This is a genomic window from Parafrankia sp. BMG5.11 (genome assembly GCF_004337455.1).
In genome coordinates this window covers 44,102-64,832 of sequence record NZ_SJXI01000048.1, presented here as the reverse complement: position 1 = coordinate 64,832, position 20,731 = coordinate 44,102, and the positions used below count along the sequence as shown (strand labels likewise).

At 72.4% G+C, this 20,731-nt stretch carries 18 protein-coding genes and 2 pseudogenes; 11 read left to right on the top strand and 9 right to left on the bottom strand.

Translation table 11 applies throughout. The features are described 5' to 3' along the window. Positions 1–21: 21 nt before the first annotated feature. Together E0504_RS54395 and E0504_RS29920 are read left to right on the top strand one after the other, a co-directional pair. Positions 22–440 (top strand): annotated as a pseudogene (locus E0504_RS54395) (cation transporting ATPase C-terminal domain-containing protein); the annotation flags it as partial. Positions 441–645: 205 nt separating this feature from the next. Further along, on the top strand, positions 646–918 hold the full coding sequence (locus E0504_RS29920; protein WP_112108929.1) for a hypothetical protein: 273 nt from the start codon (positions 646–648) through the stop codon (positions 916–918). On the opposite strand, the gene E0504_RS29915 is transcribed toward E0504_RS29920, so the two are convergent. The 4 genes from E0504_RS29915 to E0504_RS29900 form a co-directional block, all read right to left on the bottom strand. Further along, the gene (locus E0504_RS29915) at positions 912–1,829 is read right to left on the bottom strand and encodes a universal stress protein (RefSeq protein ID WP_112108928.1); all 918 of its coding nucleotides are present in this window, start codon (positions 1,827–1,829) and stop codon (positions 912–914) included. The genes E0504_RS29920 and E0504_RS29915 overlap by 7 nt on opposite strands. Positions 1,830–1,907: 78 nt before the next feature. Beyond that, a complete protein-coding gene (locus tag E0504_RS29910; RefSeq protein ID WP_112108927.1) occupies positions 1,908–2,627 on the bottom strand; it encodes a hypothetical protein in 720 nt (239 codons plus the stop codon). Positions 2,628–2,629: 2 nt separating this feature from the next. Continuing rightward, positions 2,630–2,962 carry a hypothetical protein gene (locus E0504_RS29905; RefSeq protein ID WP_131626247.1) on the bottom strand — a complete coding sequence of 111 codons (333 nt, stop codon included), beginning with the start codon at positions 2,960–2,962 and terminating at the stop codon, positions 2,630–2,632. Beyond that, on the bottom strand, positions 2,910–4,088 hold the full coding sequence (locus tag E0504_RS29900) for a universal stress protein (protein ID WP_112108925.1): 1,179 nt from the start codon (positions 4,086–4,088) through the stop codon (positions 2,910–2,912). The genes E0504_RS29905 and E0504_RS29900 overlap by 53 nt, the downstream gene beginning before the upstream one ends. A gap of 191 nt (positions 4,089–4,279) precedes the next feature. Between E0504_RS29900 and E0504_RS29895 the strand changes: the two genes are divergently transcribed. Continuing rightward, complete coding sequence (locus tag E0504_RS29895; protein WP_112108924.1) at positions 4,280–5,563, top strand: acetyl-CoA hydrolase/transferase family protein; 1,284 nt, start codon at positions 4,280–4,282, stop codon at positions 5,561–5,563. 53 nt (positions 5,564–5,616) lie between these two features. On the opposite strand, the gene ppsA is transcribed toward E0504_RS29895, so the two are convergent. The 3 genes from ppsA to E0504_RS29880 form a co-directional block, all read right to left on the bottom strand. Further along, a complete protein-coding gene (gene ppsA / locus E0504_RS29890) occupies positions 5,617–8,049 on the bottom strand; it encodes a phosphoenolpyruvate synthase (RefSeq protein WP_131626246.1) in 2,433 nt (810 codons plus the stop codon). Beyond that, entirely contained in the window at positions 8,046–8,663 is a 618-nt protein-coding gene (locus E0504_RS29885; protein ID WP_235014912.1) for a CBS domain-containing protein, read from the bottom strand. Before E0504_RS29885 ends, ppsA begins: the two co-directional genes overlap by 4 nt. 141 nt (positions 8,664–8,804) lie before the next feature. Further along, the gene (locus E0504_RS29880) at positions 8,805–9,410 is read right to left on the bottom strand and encodes a DoxX family protein (RefSeq protein WP_112108921.1); all 606 of its coding nucleotides are present in this window, start codon (positions 9,408–9,410) and stop codon (positions 8,805–8,807) included. 429 nt (positions 9,411–9,839) lie between these two features. On the opposite strand from E0504_RS29880, the gene E0504_RS29875 reads away from it, so the two are divergent. Together E0504_RS29875 and E0504_RS29870 are read left to right on the top strand one after the other, a co-directional pair. Next, the gene (locus E0504_RS29875; protein WP_112108920.1) at positions 9,840–10,850 is read left to right on the top strand and encodes a zinc-dependent alcohol dehydrogenase; all 1,011 of its coding nucleotides are present in this window, start codon (positions 9,840–9,842) and stop codon (positions 10,848–10,850) included. 90 nt (positions 10,851–10,940) lie between these two features. Further along, positions 10,941–12,437, top strand: coding sequence for an MFS transporter (locus E0504_RS29870; protein WP_131626245.1), 1,497 nt, complete (start codon positions 10,941–10,943; stop codon positions 12,435–12,437). A gap of 110 nt (positions 12,438–12,547) precedes the next feature. On the opposite strand, the gene E0504_RS29865 is transcribed toward E0504_RS29870, so the two are convergent. After that, positions 12,548–13,402, bottom strand: coding sequence for a hypothetical protein (locus tag E0504_RS29865; protein WP_131626244.1), 855 nt, complete (start codon positions 13,400–13,402; stop codon positions 12,548–12,550). 145 nt (positions 13,403–13,547) lie between these two features. On the opposite strand from E0504_RS29865, the gene E0504_RS29860 reads away from it, so the two are divergent. The 6 genes and pseudogenes from E0504_RS29860 to E0504_RS29835 all read left to right on the top strand — a co-directional run. Continuing rightward, positions 13,548–14,207 carry a response regulator transcription factor gene (locus E0504_RS29860; RefSeq protein WP_112108917.1) on the top strand — a complete coding sequence of 220 codons (660 nt, stop codon included), beginning with the start codon at positions 13,548–13,550 and terminating at the stop codon, positions 14,205–14,207. 20 nt (positions 14,208–14,227) lie between these two features. Further along, a complete protein-coding gene (locus E0504_RS29855; RefSeq protein ID WP_112108916.1) occupies positions 14,228–15,430 on the top strand; it encodes a HAMP domain-containing sensor histidine kinase in 1,203 nt (400 codons plus the stop codon). 149 nt (positions 15,431–15,579) lie between these two features. Then, the gene (locus tag E0504_RS29850; RefSeq protein WP_112108915.1) at positions 15,580–16,449 is read left to right on the top strand and encodes a universal stress protein; all 870 of its coding nucleotides are present in this window, start codon (positions 15,580–15,582) and stop codon (positions 16,447–16,449) included. A gap of 460 nt (positions 16,450–16,909) precedes the next feature. Next, positions 16,910–17,530 (top strand): hypothetical protein, encoded by a 621-nt coding sequence (locus E0504_RS29845; protein ID WP_131626243.1) that lies wholly within the window; start codon positions 16,910–16,912, stop codon positions 17,528–17,530. Between the two features lie 74 nt (positions 17,531–17,604). Further along, a complete protein-coding gene (locus E0504_RS29840; RefSeq protein WP_235014911.1) occupies positions 17,605–17,790 on the top strand; it encodes an SDR family NAD(P)-dependent oxidoreductase in 186 nt (61 codons plus the stop codon). A 138-nt stretch (positions 17,791–17,928) separates the two neighbouring features. Continuing rightward, positions 17,929–19,080: pseudogene (locus tag E0504_RS29835) on the top strand (acyltransferase family protein); the annotation flags it as partial. Positions 19,081–19,204: 124 nt separating this feature from the next. Here the strand turns inward: E0504_RS29835 and mdoC are convergent. Next, positions 19,205–20,641 (bottom strand): glucans biosynthesis protein MdoC, encoded by a 1,437-nt coding sequence (gene mdoC / locus E0504_RS29830; RefSeq protein WP_131626242.1) that lies wholly within the window; start codon positions 20,639–20,641, stop codon positions 19,205–19,207. Positions 20,642–20,731: the final 90 nt, after the last annotated feature.

Below are 20,731 nucleotides of genomic sequence, written 5' to 3'. Positions count from 1 at the left end.
GCCGACACGCGGCTGCTGAGCGGCTACAACGACGCGCCCGCCCTGCGCCGTGCCGACATCGGGGTGGCGATGGGACGCTCGGGCACGGACGTGGCCCGGGAGGCGTCCACGATGGTGCTCACGGACGACAACTTCGCCACGATCGTCGGCGCCGTCCGGGCCGGCCGCCAGGTTTACGACAACGTTCGGAAATTTATTGTCTATATCTTTGCCCATGCCGTTCCGGAGGTCGTCCCGTTCCTGGTCTTCGCGCTGTCCGGCGGTGCTGTGCCGCTGCCGCTGACCGTCCTGCAGATCCTCATGATCGACCTGGGCACCGAGACGCTGCCGGCGCTGGCGCTGGGGCGGGAGCCGCCGAGCCGGGGCTGATGGACCGCCCGCCGAGGCCGCGGAGCGAGGGCGTGATCCGGCCGGTGATGCTGCTGCGCGCCGTCGGGCTGTTCACCAACAGGCTGCTCCCGCTGCCGGCCGTCGTCTGGGGCACCGACGAGCTCTGGCGCGCGTGGCGCCGCCGGGCGCGCACGGCAGGCGGAGCGGCCCACCCGGACGGGACCTCAGTCGGTCGTCCGGCACGGGCCGGAAGGGCATCTTGGTGACATGAGTCTCCTCGGGGGCAGGCGCTCCTCCCGGTCACCACGAACAGACATGATCCCCGCCGCCCAGGCCACCCCGCCCGGGCCGGCGGCCAGCCCGCGCCCACCGATCGGACCGGCCGCACGCTCGTGCTGCTGCCCGAGCGCGCCTGTCGCACAGGTGGTGGTGCCGGCCCAGGACGGGCGGCCGGAGCAGGAGATCCTCCTCTGCGCGCATCATCTCCGCGCGTCGTCGGAGCGGCTACGGGCCCTCGGCACGTCGGTCTACGACCGCGCCGGGATGCCGCTCAACGATCCGGGCTCGTACTTCTCGCCCGTTCACTGACCCGCCGGACCGCCCGACGACGGGTCCGTCGGGCTCCGCGGCTGGGCGGAACGGCGCACGATGACGACCGGGCTGTCCGCGTAGGAGACGCACTGCGAACCGGTGGAGCCGAGCAGGAGCCCGTCGAAACCACCCCGGCCCCGTGCTCCCAGCACGAGCAGCTGTGCCCGCGCGGCCTCGTCGATCAGCGCACGACTCACCCCGCTGCTGATCAGCACGGGTTCCACGCCCGTGCCCGCGCGGGCACGGGCGAGATACGGGCGCACGGCCTCGTCGAGCACGCCGCGGGCGGCGCGGTGAAGCGCGTCGGCACCGGGCGGAGGGCCGTCGGCCGACGTCGGGGGCGGGGTCCACACGTGGACGACCCGCAGCCGGGCCGCCCGCAGCTCCGCCTCGCGCACCGCCCAGTCGAGCGCGTCGAGGGAGGCCGGCGAACCGTCCACGCCGACGACGACCGGTCCGCCCTCCCACCTGGCGGCGGAGCCTCGGACCACGACCACCGGGACCTCCGCGCCGTGCGCGCAGGCGAGACTGACCGACCCGGTCAGCATCGGCGCGGTCCGACCGGTTCCATGGGCGCCGAGGACAAACATGTCCGCGCCCGCCGACTCCGCCAGCAGCATCCGCACCGCGGGCCCGAAGACGGTCCGGCCGACGATGCGGGCCGCCGGCTCGTCCCCGCGCACCCGTCCCAGGACGTCGTTGACGATCCACTGCGCCGTCCACCGCGGGTGCTCGGGGGAGGTCGCCGGCGGCGGCCGCGACCCGTCCGAGGCCGGGCCGGCCGCGGCCCAGGCCAGGACCGCGCGCACCCCCGTCTGCCGCAGGCCGGCCTCGCGCACGGCCCAACGCAGGGCCTGTTCGGCCTCCGGTGATCCGTCGAGCCCGACCACGATCTCGCCCTTTGTCATGTGCCACCTCCCTCAGGCGGGCGGCCTCACCCCGGCGCGGCCGCCCGCCACCGCGACGGCCGGCCGGGGACGCGGCGCTCAGGCCGCGAGGTCGATCACCAGACGGGCCGGATCCGACAGTTCGAGCACCCGGAAGCCGACCCTGTCGTCGACGCCGAGGCCGAAGTGGACGTAGCCCTCGTAGTCACCGGTCAGCCGGTACTGGACGAGCGCGGGCAGCCCACCACCGGTCCGCGGGGTGGTCAGCGTCGACGTCCCGGCGTCGTCGTGGGCCGCCGCGGGGAACAGCACCAGTTCGAGGAACGCCTGTCCGCGCAGCGGGACCACCGCACCCTCTCCCGGCGATCGCACATCGGCCACGTACCGCACGTCGTAGCCGGGAACGCGATCCCGGAACTCGATCACCAGCCGGTCGAACTCCAGCCCGCCGGCGACGTTGTGCGCGCCGCGCACCGCGACGACCGTCGCCGTGCCGGGCAGCGCATGCTCGACGCGGCGCGGCTCACTCGACCACGCGGGTTCGCCCGGGGTCGTGGGCAGGCGGGACGGCGTCGCCGGCGTCGGCGCCGGGCCGCCGCGGGGCGACCCGGTGGGCCTGGCTGCGACGCTCGCCGACGGTGTGCCGGCGGTCGTGGTCACCGGTGGTGCCGAGGCGGTTCGCCCGGCGGTGCCCCCGTCGTCCGCTCCGCCGCAGCCTGCCAGCCCGAGCGCCAGCACACCGGCCGCCAGCGCCAGTGTCCCGACCCGTCGACGGCCCATCCCACGTCGTGCCGGCGGGCTCTGCGTCAGTCGGTTCATGGCTACGACCTCCCGGTCGGCGGCCGCCAGGACAGCCGGCGGGCCTGACCGGCCATCCGGTGGCGCCGGCAGGTGTGACGGCGGCGCGGCGCGGCACCGACGCCGAGATGTGACCAGTGGTGATCCTGCCCGCGGTGCCCGGCCCGGCGGCCGTGGCCGGTCAGCCGGACCCGACCGCCCCGCAGGCTGACCCAGCCGCCGGGACCCATCTGGACGTTGGCGTGCGGCGCCGGCTGCCGGCGCGCCAGCTGCCACGCGACGGCCACGGCGCCGACGGCGATCTCACCGACGACCGCCACCGCCGTCAGGTCGACGGGTGAGCGCCGTACCGCCACGGGAAGCGGCTCCGTGGCCGCGCCCCCGGCAGGGGGCGGGCCGGCCGCCTCGACTGCCAGCTCGGCGGGCCGCGTGGGAATCCGCCTGGCCGTGACCTTCGGAACCTCGAAACGAACGGCAGTCATGATCGTTACCTCCTTCGTCGGCGCAGCCCCCGGGGGTGGTGCACCCGGTCCGCTCCGGCCGGACGATCACCACCGGGCAGGGAGCGTGGATCACGGCGTCCCGGCCGGGCGCCCGCAGCGGCCGAGGGCTGAACATCGAGGCATCCCTGCCTCCGACGACCAGGATCTGCGCATCCCGTGCGAGCCTGAGCAGACTCGCGGCCGGCACGCCGTCGACGGCGAGTGGGAGCAGCGTGACCTCGGCGCAGGCCCGCCGGCTCTCGGCGGCGCAGTAGTCCAGGATCTCCTCGGTGATCCGGCCGTCGCGGCTGGCCCGCCAGCTCCCCGGGAAACTGCCGGGGACCCGCGGCCAGTGCGGGCGGACGTTCGCCATCACCAACGGCACCCCCCGCAGGCACGCGTCCCGCGTCGCCCAGCGAACCGCTGCCAGCGAGGGAGCGGAACCGTCCACCCCGACCAGCACCGGCAGTCGGTCCCGGGAGGCCACGGCGACGGCGGAACCGGCGTCCGGAGCCATCCGCTCCAGCGGGGCGGCGAACACACGGCCGGTCGAACCGGGAGTGGCGTCGTGATGGGTGATCACCACCGGGACCCGGGCCTCTCGGACACACACCTCGGCCAGCGAACCGGTGGCCGCCCGGCGGTGACGGCTCGCCGCCGACGCCCCCACGACCAGCATCCGTGCCGCGGTGGATTCCCTGACCAGGGCGCGCGCGGGAAGATCCCGCACGGTCGACTCCGTCACCCTGACCCGGTCGCCCGCGGCAAGGCCGTCGACGGCCTCCACGACGGCCCGGTGGAGCATGGCCGCGGCGGCCGCCTCGAGATCCGCGGGTGTGGACGGCACCCCCACGGGACCGAGGGCCGCCGGAAGGCCACCCCCGGACCAGGCCAGGACCGCCCGCACCCCGATGCGGCGCAGACGGGCCTCCGTCAGCGCCCAGCGCAGGGCGGACACCGACGTGGCCGAAGCATCCACACCGACGACGATCTCGGTCATCTCAGCCCTCCCCACCGGCCTCCGGAAAATCCGTACACAACACGTCTTCCCCTTCACGCCCAGCAGATCCGGCCTTTCCGTACTGCACCGGACATGACCAAGGACTCCTGGCGGGGAACGGACGTCCCTGGACCACCACGGCCGACCGACCCGCCGGCCGGGCCGCTCGGGGCACCCGGGACGATGCGGACATGCGGATCGTGAGTGAGCCAGTGCTCGTGGACCTGCTCGCCGCTCGGCTGGCGGACCGACCGGACCGACCGCCACTGATCGTCGCGGCGGGCAACTTCGCCGCTCCGACCGTCGCGGTGGGCGCGCTCGACCGCGCGCTGCCCGCGTACCGTCTATTCGTCCTCAACGCCCAGCACGGCGTCCCGGAACGGCCCGGTGTAACGCCGGTGACGCCGTTCGTCGGCCCCGGGATGCGGGGACACCGCGCGCTGGAGTACCTGCCCTGCCGGCTGAGCATGGTCCCCCGGCTGTTCACCAGCGCGCACCGCCCCGACGCCGTCATCCTGCACACCAGCCGGCCAGTTGACGGGAAGGTGTCGATGGGCACCGAGGTCAACATCCTGCCGGCCGCCGTCGAGGCCGTCCGGAGCTCCGGTGGTCTGGTCATCGCCCAGACCAACTCCCGGATGCCCTACACCTTCGGTGACGGTGAGCTCTCCTGCGACGAGGTGGACCTCGCCCTGGAGGTCGACATACCGCTGGCCAGCCCCGTCTTCAGGCAGACGAGCGACATCCACCGCGAGATCGGCGCCCGGGTCGCCGCGCTGGTGCCCGACGGCGCGACCCTGCAGCTGGGCATCGGCGCCGTCCCCGACGCCACTCTCGCGGCGCTCACCGGGCGACGACGCCTGCGGGTGTGGACGGAGATGTTCTCCGACGGCGTGCTGGCGCTCGACCGCTCTGGTGCCCTGGCCGCGGACGCTGAGCTGGTCACCAGCTTCGTGTTCGGCTCAGGCGAGCTGTACACCTGGCTCGACCGCAACTCCCGGGTCCGGCTGCTGCGCACCGAGACCGTCAACGACCCCGGGACCATCGCCCGCCAGCCCCGGATGACGTCGATCAACACCGCGCTGCAGATCGACCTGCACGCCCAGGCCAACGCCTCGTTCGTACGCGGGCGCGTGTGGTCGGGCTTCGGCGGGCAGCCCGACTTCGTCACCGGAGCACTGCACGCCACCGGCGGACGAGCGATCATCGCCCTGCCCAGCTGGCACAGCAAGACCGGCCGGTCGACGGTCGTCCGGGCGCTGGCCGAGCCGACCACAAGTTTCCAGCACAGCCACGTCATCAGCGAGCACGGCACCGCGCAGCTGTGGGGCAGCGCGCAGGAGCAGCAGGCCCGCGACCTCATCGAGCACGTCGCGCACCCGGCGGCTCGCCCCGGCCTGCGGGAAGCCGGGGCGGAAGGGCACATGGACGGAAGGGATGCCGGGCGGGCGGAAGGATCGGAGCTGCCGGCCTGATCCCCCCGCTCGCATCGCTTCCCCGGGCCCGCGATCACCGCTGGCCTCCGAGGTCAGCCCCGCCCTGACGCCATCCCGGTCCGGGCCGCGTCGAGGAGGATGCGGCGCTCCGCGGCGGCGATCGACCACGCCGCGGCACCCACCGCGTCTGGATCGACCGAGACCGAGGTGATGCCGAGCTCGACGAGCCGCTCGGCGTAGTCGGGCCTGGTCGAGGGAGCCTGCCCGCACAGCGACGAGGTGAGACCGTTCTCCCGGCATGCCGTGATGATGCGGGCGATGGTGTCGAGCACCGCCGGGTCCGCCTCGTCGAACAGCTCGGCGCAGGTCTCGGAGTCCCGGTCGACACCGAGCACGAGCTGGGTCAGGTCGTTGGAGCCGATCGAGACCCCGTCGATCCCGAGCCGGGCGTAGGCGGGGATCCAGTAGGCGGCCGAGGGCACCTCGGCCATCACCCAGCGGAGCATGTCCCGATGGTCACCGAGCGGACTGGCGTCCACCGCCCTCAGGCAGGCCTCGAGCTCCCAGCCGGTCCGCACGAACGGAATCATCAGGTGCAGGTTCGGCGTGCGTTCCCGCACGACGGCCAGCACCTCCAGCTCGGCGTCGAACACGGCGGGATCACGGACGTAGCGGAAGCAGCCCCGGTAGCCGATCATCGGGTTCGCCTCGACCGGTTCGAAACGGTCGCCACCGGTAAGCCCGCGGAACTCGTTGGTGCGGAAGTCCGTCGCCCGGTAGATCACCGGCCGGGGCGCGAACGCGCGGGTGATCCGCTCGACGGAGGCGGCCATCCGTTCCACGAACTCCGCGCGGCCGCCCTGCTCCAGCAGATGGCGGGGATGCGTCCCACAAAGCGCGTCGACCAGGAGGAGCTCCGCCCGCAGCAGGCCCACGCCCGCGACAGGCAGTGCCGCGACCTGCTCCACGTGGTCGGCGACGGCAAGATTCACATAGAGCCTGGTGGCGGTCGGCTCGACAGCCACCGGAACCACCGGGTTCGGCGCCTGGCCCGCCGGGACGACGGGCGTGACCTCGATCGCGACCGTGGGTGACGGGATGGTCTTCACCATGGCTCGCCCCGGGTTGGCCAGCACTCGCGGGGTCTCCCATATGTCCGCATCCTTCTCGACCACCCCGCGGCTGCCGTCGACGACGACCGTGTCGCCGGTGCGCAGCGTGGATGTCGCGCTGCTCGTCCCGACCACGCAGGGCACGCCCAGCTCGCGGGCGACGATCGCGGCATGGCAGGTCACCCCGCCGCTGTCGGTGACCACCGCGGCGGCGCGGCGGATGACGGGCACCCAGTCCGGGGAGGTCATCGCGGCGACCAGGACCTCCCCGGTCACGAACGCCGCGCCATCGCCGGGTGAGGTGAGAACGCGGACCCGGCCGGCCGCCCATCCCGGCGCGCCCCCGAGGCCGGTGAGCAGCACGGTGTCGGAGGGCTCGCTCCTGCCCGTCATCTCGGACGGGCCGGTCCTCTCGGACGACTCGATTCTCGTGGGCCGGGGTGCGGTCGTGACCGGTGCCGCCCCGCCGGTCGTGACGGGGCGGGACTGCACGAGATGTGTCCGGTGCCCCTCGATCACCCATTCGACGTCCTGCGGCTCGCCGTAGTGCGCCTCGACGCGCAGAGCCAGCCGCGCCAGGTCCAGTATCTCGTCCTCGGTGAGAATCCGGTGGCGTCCCTCCGTCGGAAGCAGGTTCACGAGCAGGTCGTGGCCGTCGGCGCCACGGATGATCTGATGGGTCTGCGCGCCGGTCCGGACGTCGACCAGCCGCGGGCCGTCCTTGTCCACGACGTAGGTGTCCGGGATGACCTCGCCGCCGACGACGACCTCGCCGAGCCCGAAGGCCGCTTCGATCACGATGCGGGACCTGTCACCGGTCGTCGGGTCGGCCGAGAACATCACGCCCGACCGCTCCGCGTCGACCATCCGCTGGACCACGACCGCGATCTCCGGTTCGGCCACCATGTGGCGGCTGGCCCGGTAGGCGACGGCTCGCGGCCCGTACAGCGAGGCCCAGCATTCACGAACCCGCGCGAGGAGTTCCTTTTCGCCGGAGACGTTGGTGAACGTGCTGTTCATGCCCGCGAAGGACGTGCCGGCCGCGTCCTCGGCCGTCGCCGACGACCGCACCGCCACCGAGCCGCCGCCCAGTTCCCGGTACGCCTCCGAGATCGCGCGGCGCAGCGCCTCCGGGACGGGCGCCGCGACGATGTGCGCCCGCAACTCCCCGGCGACCTGTTCGAGCTGCGCGTGGTCGTCAGGGTCGATGCCCGCGGCACGGGCGGCGATCTCCGAGCGCATCCAGGCCGCGTCGACGACGTCCAGGTACGCGGACACCGTGATCACGAATCCCGGTGGCACGGGCAGCCCGGCGCGGGTCAGCTCTCCGAGGTTCGCGCCCTTGCCCCCGGCCTGGTCGACGTCGTCCGCGCCGATCTCCTTGAACCACGCGATCCACCGACGCTCGCTCACAGCTCGTCCTCCCTGCCGCTCGCTCCGGCCGCACCGACCGGTTGGGCGATCTCCAGGCCCAGCACCCCGGGGACGTCGCGCACGAGTCGCCGCAGCAGCGCGGGATCCGAGGTGTCGACGTCCGAGATCCGGACCCGCCCGTGCAGCACCTCGATCCGCGGCGAACCGCGCACCCCGGCCGCCTCCACCGCACCGCGGACGTCCTCGGCGACCAGCCGGTCCGGGCGGGCGAGCAGCCGGAGCAGATCGCTGCGGCTGATGATGCCGACCAGCGTTCCCGCTTCGTCCAGGATCGGCACACGCGAGATGTGCTCGGCCAGCATGACGCCGACGATGTCCGCGATGTCGGCGTCGACCCCGGCCGTGACGACCGGCGACGACATCACCTCGCCGACAGTGCCCGGTGCGGCCGGCCGCGGACTGCGGTCACGGCGGGCGTGCAGCCTCAAGTCAGGCCGAGCCTCCAGCGCGATGAAATCCGCCTCCGTCACGATGCCGACCAGCTCGCCCTGAGGCGACACCACCGGTGCGGCGCCGACCCCCCGCAGTGCGAGCAGCCGCGCGACGTCCTTCACCGGCACGTCGGGTGTCACGATGCTGAGCTTGCGCGTCATCAGTTCTCCGGCACGCATAACCGCCGCCCTTCCAGAAAGAATCAGCCCGCCCGGCGATGCCGGATGGATCCGCGTTCGGCCCATCCGGCGGCCGCGTTTTCGGGACCACCTCGGGTCCATCTCGCCACGGGACGAAGTACTTCAGATCAGGTAGGGCCGGCCACGGGTGAGAGCCGTGCGCTCCCACCAGCCGCCGAGACCGAAGGAACGACCAGCGCCGAAGGCGGCGAGAAGGCCGAGGACCAGAGCGTAGACGAGGTGGTCGTCCATGAAGGGGTTGTTTTCCGGGGGAAGAACCGCGGTCCACATGAGGACGAGCAGGGTGGCACCCGCGACGGCGGCGGCGCGCATCCCGACGCCGAGGACGAGGGCCGCGCCGATACCGGCCAGACCGATCATGAACAGCCAGTCAGCCCAGGCCGCGCCGGCGATGTCGTGGTAGATCCCGGCGAACGGTCCGGCGGCCGCGTGGGCCAGGAAGCCCTCGGTGGGGCTGCCGCCGTTGACCCAGGACTGGGCCGAGGGGGTCTCGTGGCCCAGGCCGAACAGCTTGTCGAGGAACGCCCACAGGAAGATCCAGCCGAGGCTGACCCGGGTGACCGCGAGCAGGACGTCGACGGCGAGGCTGTGGCGTCCCGGGTGGTGGTGGCGGTTGAGGTCGGCCAGGGGCGAGCGGACCGCGGCAGTGGCCTTCGTACCGGTGGTGACAGGCATCGTGTCCTCCTCGATCGGGATGACCACCAGCATGTCGGGGACCGGACTTCCGTCCGAGTGAGCTACATCCCGCCACCTATGGGCGGATGGTCCCAGTCCGGACGGGACCGCCGGGCACAGGTGGGAGCCCGCCTCCTGCGCGCCCGCCACCTCCGCGGTACGTGACCGTTCGACCCACCCGCATGGACCATCCGTCCCCCCCGGCCCGGGACCTACGTGGCATGAGCAGATCTTGCCGACGGAGAAACATGAGACACGGTCGGTGATGCGCCGGTAAAAACCTTTCCGGCGAGTGGGTCAGAAGGGCTGTCATGACACACATTGTTTCCGGCAGGCCGGACAGCATCGTCGACCTTACGGACCGGGCGCCATCCAGGGCGAACGGACCCACCCTTCTCCATGCTTAACACTCTCCCAAGGGGCCGACGGCAGCACGCCCCACCGCGAGGAATTGAGGACGTCATGCAGGCAGCCGTTGTCACCGATTTCCGCGCACCGCTGCAGATCGTCGACCGGCCCGTTCCCACACCGGGGCCCGGCCAGGTCCTGGTCCGGATCGAGGCCAGCGGCCTGTGCCACACCGACATTCACGCCGCTCACGGCGACTGGCCGGTCAAGCCCACTCCGCCGTTCGTCCCCGGGCATGAAGGAGTGGGAGTCGTCGAAGTCCTCGGTGCCGGGGTGACCGGGCGTGCCGTCGGCGACCGGGTCGCCATCCCCTGGCTGGGCTATGCCTGCGGCCGGTGCCGCTACTGCATCGGCGGCTGGGAGACACTGTGCGAGGGCCAGCACAACAGCGGCTACACGGTGGACGGTGCGTTCGCCGAGTACGCCGTCGCCGACGCGGACTACGCCGTGCCGGTCCCGGCGGGCGTCTCCTCCTTCGACGCCGCGCCGCTGACCTGCGCCGGGGTGACCACCTACAAGGCCATCAAGGTCGCCGGTGTCGTCCCGGCCGAGACCGTCGCGGTGTTCGGCATCGGCGGGTTGGGCCACCTTGCGCTGCAGTACGCCCGCATCGCCGGTGGTTTCGTCGTCGGGGTCGACGTCACGGAGCCGAAGCTGGCCCTGGCCACCGAGCTCGGCGCCGACCACGTGGTGAACGCGCGGTCCACCGACCCGGTCGAGGCCATCCAGAAGCTCGGCGGTGCTGATGTCGCGGTGGCTCTCGCCGCATCCCCGCGGGCGTTCGAGCAGGCGTTCGCCTCGCTGCGTCGCGGCGGACGGCTGGTCTGTGTCGCGCTGCCCGCCGACGGCACGATGTCCATCCCGATCTTCGACCTCGTGCTGAAGGGCATCAGTGTCCGCGGGTCAATCGTCGGCACCCGCAATGACCTCGCCGAGGTCTTCCGGCTGCACGCGGCCGGACGGACGAGGGTGATCGCCGCCCGGCGGAAGCTCGACGACGTCAACGTCTGCATGGACGAGGTTCTGGCCAGCGAGGTCCCGGCCCGGCTGGTGTTCGAGTTCTGACCGCGCGGGCACCCGGGTGTCCCGCCCCATCTCACCCCGAGAGTCAGCAGGGTTCCGAACGGGCACGACACATAGGACAGGGCGGTCGCCATGACCTTCACCGACTCCCGCACAACACACCAGGAGCCCGCGGCCACCGACGGGATCAACCCTGATCATCCTCGGCGCTGGTGGATCCTCGCTGTTCTCGGGGTCGCGCAGCTGATGGTCATCCTCGACACGACGATCGTCAACATCGCGATGCCCTCGGCCCAGCGCGACCTGGGTTTCTCCGACGGTGCGAGGCAGTGGGTCATAACCGCTTACGCGCTGGCGTTCGGCAGCCTGCTGCTGCTCGGCGGGCGCATCGCCGACCTGTTCGGCCGCAGGATGGCCCTGCTGGCCGGGTTGGCAGGCTTCGCCGCGGCCTCCGCCGTCGGCGGGGCGGCCGTCAATTTCGGCATGCTGGTCGCCGCCCGTGCCAGCCAGGGCATGTTCGGCGCGCTGCTGGCGCCCGCCGGCCTGTCCCTGTTGTCGACGACCTTCACCGAAACGCGGGAACGCGCCCGGGCGTTCGGCATCTACGGTGCGATCGCCGGCGCGGGCGGTGCGGTCGGCCTGCTGCTCGGTGGAGTCCTCACCGAATACCTCGACTGGCGCTGGTGCCTGTACGTCAACCTGGTCTTCGCCGCGGTGGCGATGGCCGGTGCGGCCGGCCTGATTCGCCGCCAGAGCGTCGACGGACATCCGGCCCTCGACCTGCCCGGTACTCTTGCTGTCTGCGCCGGCCTGTTCAGCCTGGTCTACGGCTTCGCCAACGCGCAGACCCATTCCTGGTCCGCTCCGGGCACCTGGGCCCTGCTCCTCACCGGAGCCGCACTGCTGGCGCTGTTCGTGGCCCTGGAGACAAAGGTCACGCATCCCCTGCTCCCGATGCGGGTCCTGCTCGACCGCAATCGCGCCGGCGCCTACCTGACGGTCTTCGTCGTCGGCGTCGGCGTGTTCGGGATCTTTCTCTTCCTGACCTACTACCTCCAGCAGAACCTCGGATTCTCGCCCATCCGTACCGGGCTGGCGTTCCTCCCGATCGTCGGCGCGGTGATGATCACCGCCACCGTGGCGACCAGTGTCCTGTTCCCCCGGGTCGGTCCACGGCCGCTGATAGGCCTCGGCATGCTCACCGCCGCGGGCGGCATGCTGTGGCTCACCACGCTCGAGGTCCACAGCACCTACCTGGCCGACATCCTGCCCGCCCTCGTCATCGCCGGAGTCGGGCTGGGGCTGGCGATGGCGCCGGCCATGAGCACCGCCACGGCGGGTGTCGAGCCCGACGACGCCGGGGTGGCCTCGGCGACCGTCAACACCGCGCAGCAGATCGGCGGGTCCATCGGCATCGCCGTGCTCAGCACCATCGCCGCCACCGCCGCCAGTGACTACGCCCGCGGCAGGGCACCCGGCGCCGACCTGCTCGCCCGTGCCGCCGTCCACAGCTACACCACCGCCTTCGCCTGGTCGGCAGCGATCTTCGCCGCGGGTGCCGTCCTCTGTGGGCTGCTCGTCCGGCCCGGCGTCCCGGACACCACCGAGGTCACCAGCGCCGGGCTGTGACTTGCCGGCACCGGATCGCCGGGCCGGGCCGGGCCGGCGCCGGTTGTGGTCGCGTCAGGCGGGCGACGGCTGCCGCGCCCGCCTGACGCGACCGAGGAGCGCTGTCCTGCCTACGAGCGGGGCTCGACCGCCATCGCCACCACTGTGGTGGTCCTGTCCGCCGAGTGCGTCTCCAGGGCGAGACCGGGCAGGCCGGCGGCCTGTGCGCACCGGCCGAGCGCGCCGAGAACCTTCGAGTCAGGCGCGTCACCGGGCGCGCCGGGTCCGCCAGGCGCGTCACCGGGCAGACCGGGCACGTCAGGTGCGTCACCGAGCACGTCGGGGCCGCCGGGTGCCGCTTCGCCACCGGCACCCGCTTCCCTGCTGATCACCAGGCCGCCGTACCCGCCCGGACCTCCGCTGACCACCGGACCGGGCACCAGGACGGGGCCGCCTCCGGAACCGGGGGCCGGTGCCGCACCGCTGCCGCTGCCGGCGCCAGCGCCGGGAGCAGGGGCGGCGGGGGCGGAGCCCGGAGGGATCGGCTCGTCCGCCGGCGGCAGGCCCAGCACCTGGGTGGTCCCGGGAGCGGGGAAGGCCACTCCCTCGGCCCGCAGACACTCCGTCACCGTCGCGTTCTGTTCCGCGGTCAACGGCTGGATCGGGGCCGGGCCGCCGCCGATGGTGCCGGGGGCGGGTGCGAACCGCTGGCAGGCGTCCAGCGCCGGAGACTGGTGCGCCGGGTCGAGCGTCACCCGCACCGAGCGTCGGCCGTCCACCGTCGGGTCGGTGTGCACCTGGGCCCCGTTCGCCACGAGGCACCGGGTGAAGGAGTCGTCCGGCGGGAGGGCGGGAGCACCGGACGACGTGCCGGGCTCGGTCGGGTCAGCGGGCTGGGCGGCCATCGCCAGCGCGGTGCCGCTCGCACCGACCGCCAACACGATCGCCGTCCCGATCAGAACGCGTGCGGACCATCGTCGTCTCATGAGCCACCTCCGTGTCATGGCCGCCGCGGATCCGCCGGCCACGACCAGATCTAGTGACCGGGCGATCTGGGTTCCGTAAGTGTCACCCCTTACTCTTTCTTTATGGCCCACCGCCGATGATCGACGTGAGCGGAGAGGCGGTCGCGTGCGGATCCTGGTGGTCGAGGACGAGGCGATGCTGGCCGAGGCCATCGCCGAGGGCCTCCGCCAGCGGGCCATGGCGGTGGACACCTGCGGGGACGGGGCCAGCGCCCTGGAACTGGCCGCGCTCCATCCCTACGACGTGATCGTGCTCGACCGGGATCTACCCGCGGTGCACGGCGACGACGTGTGCCGGGCCGTGGTGGCCGCCGGCGGCGACACCCGGGTCATCATGCTGACCGCCGCCGGGGACATCGCCGACCGGGTCCACGGGTTCGGGGTGGGGGCCGACGACTATCTGACCAAGCCGTTCGCGTTCGCCGAGCTCGTCGCCCGGGTTCAGGCACTGGGTCGACGGGCCCGTGCCGCGGTGCCGCCGGTCCTGACCCGCGCCGGCGTCGAGTTGGACGTGCCGAGGCACCAGGTGTCGCGGGACGGCCGTTTCGTCCCGCTCTCCCGCAAGGAGTTCGCCGTCCTGGAGGTCCTCATGCGGGCCGACGGGTCCGTGGTCAGCGCCGAGGAGCTCCTGGAGAAGGCTTGGGATTCCAACGTCGACCCCTTCACCAACGCCGTGCGGATGGCGGTGATGACGTTGCGCCGCAAGCTGGGGCCGCCCCCGCTGATCGAGACGGTCGCCGGGGTCGGGTACCGCATGAAGGGCTGAGGAGACCCCGGCCGGTCGCGATGTCGGTCAGGATCCGGCTCGCGCTGATGTGCGGTGGCCTGTTTCTCCTCAGCGGCGTGGTGCTGCTGGCCGTCAACTACCTCCTGGTTCGCTCCGCGCTGCCGCCAGCCGCCGCTCCCGCCGCGCATGTCTTCGAGGGAACGGTCACGATGCCCGGACAGTCGGGTCCCGGACTGCCCGGCACCGTCGGGACCGGTTCGGGCCCGGAGACCGGTGTGCTGACCGTGGTCAGGGCCGTCCGCAACTACCGCGGGGGTGTGCTGAACACCCTGCTGGTGCAGTCAGGGGTGGCGATCGGGGCCACGCTGATCCTGGCTTTGCTGCTGGGGTGGGTGGTGGCCGACCGGACGTTGCGCCCGGTGCAGGCGGTGGTCGCGACGGCCCGCCGGCTCGGGGCGGACAATCTTGATGCGCGGATCCGGTTGCGCGGGCCACGCGACGAGCTGACCGAGCTCGCCGACACGTTCGACGAGATGCTCGACCGGCTGGCCGCGTCCTTCGACAGCCAGCGCCGGTTCGTGGCCAACGCTTCGCACGAGCTGCGCACCCCGCTGGCTGCTCAGCGCACCCTCGTCGAGGTCGCGATGGGCCGCCCCGGGGCCGAACCGGCGTTGCGCGAGCTCGGCACCCGCCTGTTGACGATGAACGTGCGCATCGAGGCACTCATCGAAGGGCTGCTGGTGCTGGCGCGCAGCGACCGTGGCCTCGCGGTCCGCCAGGTGGTGTGCCTTGACGAGGTCGTCGAGACGGTCGTCGACACGCACCGGGCGGTCGCCGCCGAGGCCGGGGTGGACCTGCGGTGGGAGCGTACCGGCCACGACCGTTCCGCTCGGCCGCCCGATCTCGTGTGGGGCGACCGGGTGCTGCTGGAGCGGATGGTCTCCAACCTGGTCGACAACGCGATCAAGTACAACCGACGCGGCGGGACGGTATGGGTGCGCGACGGCAGGGATCCGGTGCTGTGGGTCGCCAACACCGGTCCCCCAGTGCCTTCGTCCTCGGCCGTCGACCTTTTCGAACCGTTCAGCCAGGCCGGGCGGGGATCGCGGGGGGCCGAGCCCGGCGCCCAGCCCGGTGCCGGGCTCGGCCTGTCGATTGTCGCCTCGATCGTCCGCGCCCACGGCGGCTCGGTCCGGGCCGTGTCCCGGCCCGAAGGCGGCCTGGAGATGGCCGTCTTCCTACCGACCCGGGAAAGTGCGTGATCCGGACCGCGGGCCTATGGTCCCGGCGAGACCTGGCCGACGAACCGAAAACCGCCTGCCGGACGGCCGATGTCCGTCTCCGCCCGCGATGCGAGATTCGAGGCGGTCGCTTTCGGGCCGGCAACCGATGAAGACAGGCGGTACTGGACGTGGACAGGACAATTCTCGTCGGCGTGGACGGTTCAACAGGTTCGGAAGACGCGCTGCGGTGGGCGTTACGCGAGGCGCGGCTGCGCGCCCGGCCCGTCACCGCGCTGCTGGCGTGGGGCAGCGACGGGCTGCCGCGAGAGGTTTTCCGCCGCGTCGTCCGGGCCGATCACGAGACCCTCGAGACCGCGGCAACCGAGGCGCTCGAGCAGGCCGTCGAGCGCGTCGGCGCGGGCGACGTCGACGTGAGCCGCCTGGTCGTCGAGGCACCGCCGCTGGTCGCGCTGGAGAAGAACTGGACCGGGGCCGAGATGGTAGTGGTCGGGTCGCACGGTCACGGCCCGGTGCACCGGGTGCTGGCGGGCTCGGTCGCGCAGGGCGCGGTCAACCATGCCCGCATCCCCGTCGTCGTCGTCCGGGGCTCGACCGACCGGGCGCCCCGCCCCGACCGGCGACCGGTGGTGGTCGGCGTCGACGGCTCACGGAACTCGGTCGGCGCCCTGCGCTGGGCTGCCCGGGCCGCCGCCCTGCGCCAGGCCCCGCTGCGGGTCGTCCACGCCGTGGGCCGCACCGAGCCGCTGTACCCCGGGCTGGTCATAAGCGGGCAGTCGGATCTGCTGCGACGGGCGCAGACGATGCTGGACGAGACCGTGGCGAAGGGCCTGCACCACGCCAGCGAGGTCGTTGTCGACACGGTCGTCACCGCGGAGGCGCCCACCTCGGCCCTGCTGCGCGAGGCCGCCGACGCGCAGCTCCTGGTGGTCGGCCGCCGCGGCCGGGGCGGCTTCGCCGACCTGCTGCTCGGCTCGGTCAGCCACCAGTCCATCCTGCACGCCGCCTGCCCCGTCGCCGTCGTCCACGACGAGGAGTGAACCAATCCGGGCCCGGCGAGGCGGTGCCGCGCGGATTATCATTCAATCCGCTAGCGTGAGCCGTTCAACCAGCCGGGTGTTCGGAGATCCGAGGATCCAGGGCGAAGGGCGGGGCGTGGCGGAAGACGGCGGGAAACCATCAGGAGAACGACCGGAGGCCGCTTCCCCGTCCGCGGCCATACCTCCCGCGCATGGGTCGCCATCGCCCTCTTCATCGGCGGAGGACTCGCGACCAACTGAGAACCCAGCCCCCGGATCTGGCAGTTCCCCGGCGGACCAGGCGGCGGGGTGGGGGGTGCCCGCACCTGGCGCGAGGCCGACGGGAACTCCACTCCATGTTCCAGTCGCTCCGTGGCCCGCCTACGGCTGGTATCCACCGCCGCCGCAGCCCTCGTCGTCGCCGCGATGGCAGGGCTGGCTGCTGGTCGCCGTCGCGGTCCTGTCCGGTGTCGCCGTCGCGTTGAGTACGGTCGCGGTGGTCCGCGGCGGCACCGACAGCGATGAAGTGGCCCATGACGTCGTCCGCGAGCTAAACGCTCCGTTCACGGATGAAGAGAATTACGGACCGAGCGTGGATCTGTCGGCGGGTGGTGTGGGCGCCGCCAGTCCGGCCGACTGCCCTGAATCCGCTGGCCCGGCGAGTCCGGGAACCGAGGCGGCTCAGCGTTCACCGGACGGGATCGACCCCGTTGTTGCCGCGGGTGACACTGTCGTCGTCCAGTACAAGATACTGGGCTGCGAGCAGCCCACAGCTATCACGCTCACGGTCGAGAATGTGCGTGAACAGCCCACCGCACCAGGCAGTGAATACCCGCCGAAGCCAAAAAATGGCGTCTATCTCGTCGCGGATGTCTCTGCCGAGGTGACCGGAGACTACGTTGCGCCGGACTGGTTCATGTTCTCCGCGGTGGGGCCGGACAACACAATAGCCTGCCCGCTTTTCTCGGAGGCGATGTTCCCCACCGGACCGCTCTCCGCTGGCACCACCGTCACGACAACGCTCGTCTTCGACGTCACCGAGGAGTTTGGCGTCATCCGGTTCGACGACCCCGGCCCCGGCAGCGTTACCTGGCGCTACTGACCTTCCTGGCAACGTCGCGCCGCTTCGCGGCCACCACCTGGCGGAAGACAGCCGAGCGGCGGCCGCTGGCGCTGGTGACCGGGGCCAATCGTGGCCTCGGCCGGGAGATCGCCCGCCAGCTCGCCGCGCGCGGCCACGACGTCCTGGTCGGGTCGCGGGACCCGGCGGCGGGCGAGCGGACCGCCGTCGAGTGTCCTGGTGAGACGACCGGGACAGCCGTGCCTCCGGCAACTCGGGCGGCGGCGCCTCAGGCGCCCTGAGCAGCGACGGCTGTGTCGGATCGGACAGTCGCGCCTTTTGTGGGGGGCTGGTCCGGGGGTAGGCGTACCTCTGACGGAGATGGCCGCACCCGCGCGTGCGACGCCTGCCCGAGATGGGTGCGGAGGGTAGTCCTCTGGATGCGGTGGCGTCGGGAACGCCGTCCACGGGCGCGGCTGGGCCGAGGCCTCGAGAGGACACCAGACGTGACGCACGCCAGCTCGGCCCGCGCCCCGGGCCGTCCCGAAGGTCCGCGCCACCGCAGGAAGCGGCACGGATGGCCCTGGGCGCCGCAGGGACCGTGGGGATGGCTGGCGACGCCCGGCGCACGGACCCTGGGCCAGGCGTTCGATCCGCGGCACAACAACCTCAACGCGCTCAGGCTCGTCCTGGCGGCGACCGTGCTGGTGTCGCACTCCTGGGGGTTCGTCCGGGACGAGGACGACCCGCTCGGGAAGCTGACCGGCGGGCCGGAGGCGGGCGAGGTCGCCGTGGACGGATTCTTCCTGCTCAGCGGCTTCCTGATCACTCGGAGCCGGCAGCGGGCCCGCTCGACCGGACGTTTCCTGTGGCACCGCCTGCTGCGGATCCTGCCCGGCTTCTGGGTCTGCCTCGCCGTGACCGCGGTGATCCTCGGACCGCTGCTGTGGCTACTCGAACGGGACACCCTCGCCGGCTATCCCTGGACGGGCGCCGACTCGGCGCTGACCTACGTCGCAGCCAACGCCCTGCTGCGGATGCACCAGTTCAACATCGGCGACCTCAACGGCGGCGGCGCGCTCGACGGCTCCCTGCACACCCTCTTCTTCGAGGCGCTGTGCTACCTGATGATCGGGATCCTCGGGGCGGTGGGGCTGCTGCGCCGGCGCCGGGCAGCCGTCCTCGGCCTGGCCGTCGCCTGCTGGGTGCTCGCCGCCGCGGACGCCGTCTTCGGCGCGGACCGCCTCGCCGACGCCTACGCGCTCCGCTTCGCCTCGATGTTCCTCGTCGGCGCGGTGATGTTCCTCTACGCCGACCGCATCCCGCTGAACCGGCCGCTGCTCGCCGCGAGCTGCTGCCTGCTCGCCATCGCCCTCGCGGCTCCCGCCGCCTACCTGCCCCTCGCGCCCGCGCCGCTGGCCTACTTCCTGCTGTGGGCGGGCACCGGACGTCGTCTCATGCGGGTCGGGAGCCGGCGGGACCTCTCCTACGGCATCTACGTCTACTCGTGGCCGCTGCAGCTCCTCCTGCTCGAGCTCGGCGTCGGCGACGACAACGTCACCGTCAACATCGTCGCCTCGATCGGCCTCTCCGGGGCGGTCGCGGTCGCCAGCTGGCACCTCGTCGAATCGCCCGCGCTCGCCCTCAAGTCGGCGGCGGCGCCGTCCTGGCTGGGAGGGTTCCTCTCCCGGCCCGCGGCACGCCCCGGGGGACGGCCTACGCGCCCGGCGGACTCGGCGTCCCCGATGGGCTCACCGTCCCCGATGGGCTCGGTGCCGGGCGCCGCCGCGGGTGCCGCGCCGGGCGGGCACCGGACGTACAGCGCGGTGCCGGGGATGCCCGTGTCGGCTGGGCCGGCGAGCCCGCCTGGCTCGGATCCTCTGAGGCGCTCCCGGCCCGCGGCCGTGCCCAACCAGCGGCGCACCCGCCACGCGTCGAGGTGAGAACCGGCGGAGCCGCCGGTACCGCCACGGGCGGAGCCGGCGGCACGGCCACGGGCGGCTCCGACCCGGGGCGGGCCTTCGACGGGAACCTGCCGTTGAAGATTCGCCGGAGGAGCGGGAACCGGAGAATCACGAGATGGTGGGTCGCGAAGGTGGCCGCGTAGGTGGCGACGACCAGCAGCAGCATCCGTGCCGAGCCGAGACCGGGATCGAAACCGAGCAGGGTCGCGAACACGTAGATCCAGAAGAAATGCAGCAGGTAGACCGAGTACGAGGCTTCCGCCAGATAACGCAGGGCGGGACTCGGGCGCGACCCCCACCGACTGGCCGCGGCGAAAATCGTCGCGATCACCGGAATGGCGAACATCGTCTCGGCCAGCACCCGGCCGGTGCCCATCGCGAGCGTGTCCACCCACCCGTGCCACGACGCCAGCAGGACGAGCCCCGACACCGAGAGAAGAACCGGCGCGGGCCGCTGGAATGACGGCACGAGCCGGCCCCTGTCCAGAAACAGCAGGAGACCGAGTAGGAAGAACGGCAGGAACTCCAGGGTGCGGCGGACCAGGTCCGTATGAAATCCCGACCCGATGACGGGCCGGATGGCCTCGCCCCAGCCGATCCTGCCGGCCGCCATCGTGCCCAGCACGAGAAGCGTGATCGCCGTCATGGCACGGAGCCGCCCCGCGGTGGCCTGTTGATAGCACCGGGTGGAGACGAACCTGCTCAGCAGCTTCACCGCCGCGGGTGTGAGGAGCGCGTACCCGAGGAGCACCAGCAGGAACCACAGGTGCAGGTACCAGTTCAACCGGCCTTCGAACGCGGGAGCCATGCAGGCTCGCAGGAAGTCGGCGAACGAGATGTCGCTACGGTTGTGGAAGCGGGAGATCAGCCACAGTGTCGGCGGGTTGAACAGCACGAGCGTCGCCGCCAGCGGCACGCCCACCGCCGCCAGCCTGCGCCGGAGGGCGAGCCCGGGCCCGTATTTCGCGGTGAGCATCGCGGAGAGAAAACCCGAGATGACGAAGAAGGCCTCCATCCGGAAGAGGCCGGAGGCCCGCGCTATCCCGTCGAAGACGGGGTCGTCCCCGAGCGTGGCCACGTGGACGAAGACGCCGATCAGCATGATGACACCGCGCAGCGCGTCCAGGTGGTGGTAGCGCACGCCCGCGGTGGATGCTCCCGCGGCGGGTACTGCCTCCCGCTCCCCCACGAGTCCCTTCCTTCCCGTTTCCGGCCGACGGATACACGCTTTCCCGGCGCCGGATGACGTCGGGAGGAAGCGCAAGGGCTCGCGAAATAC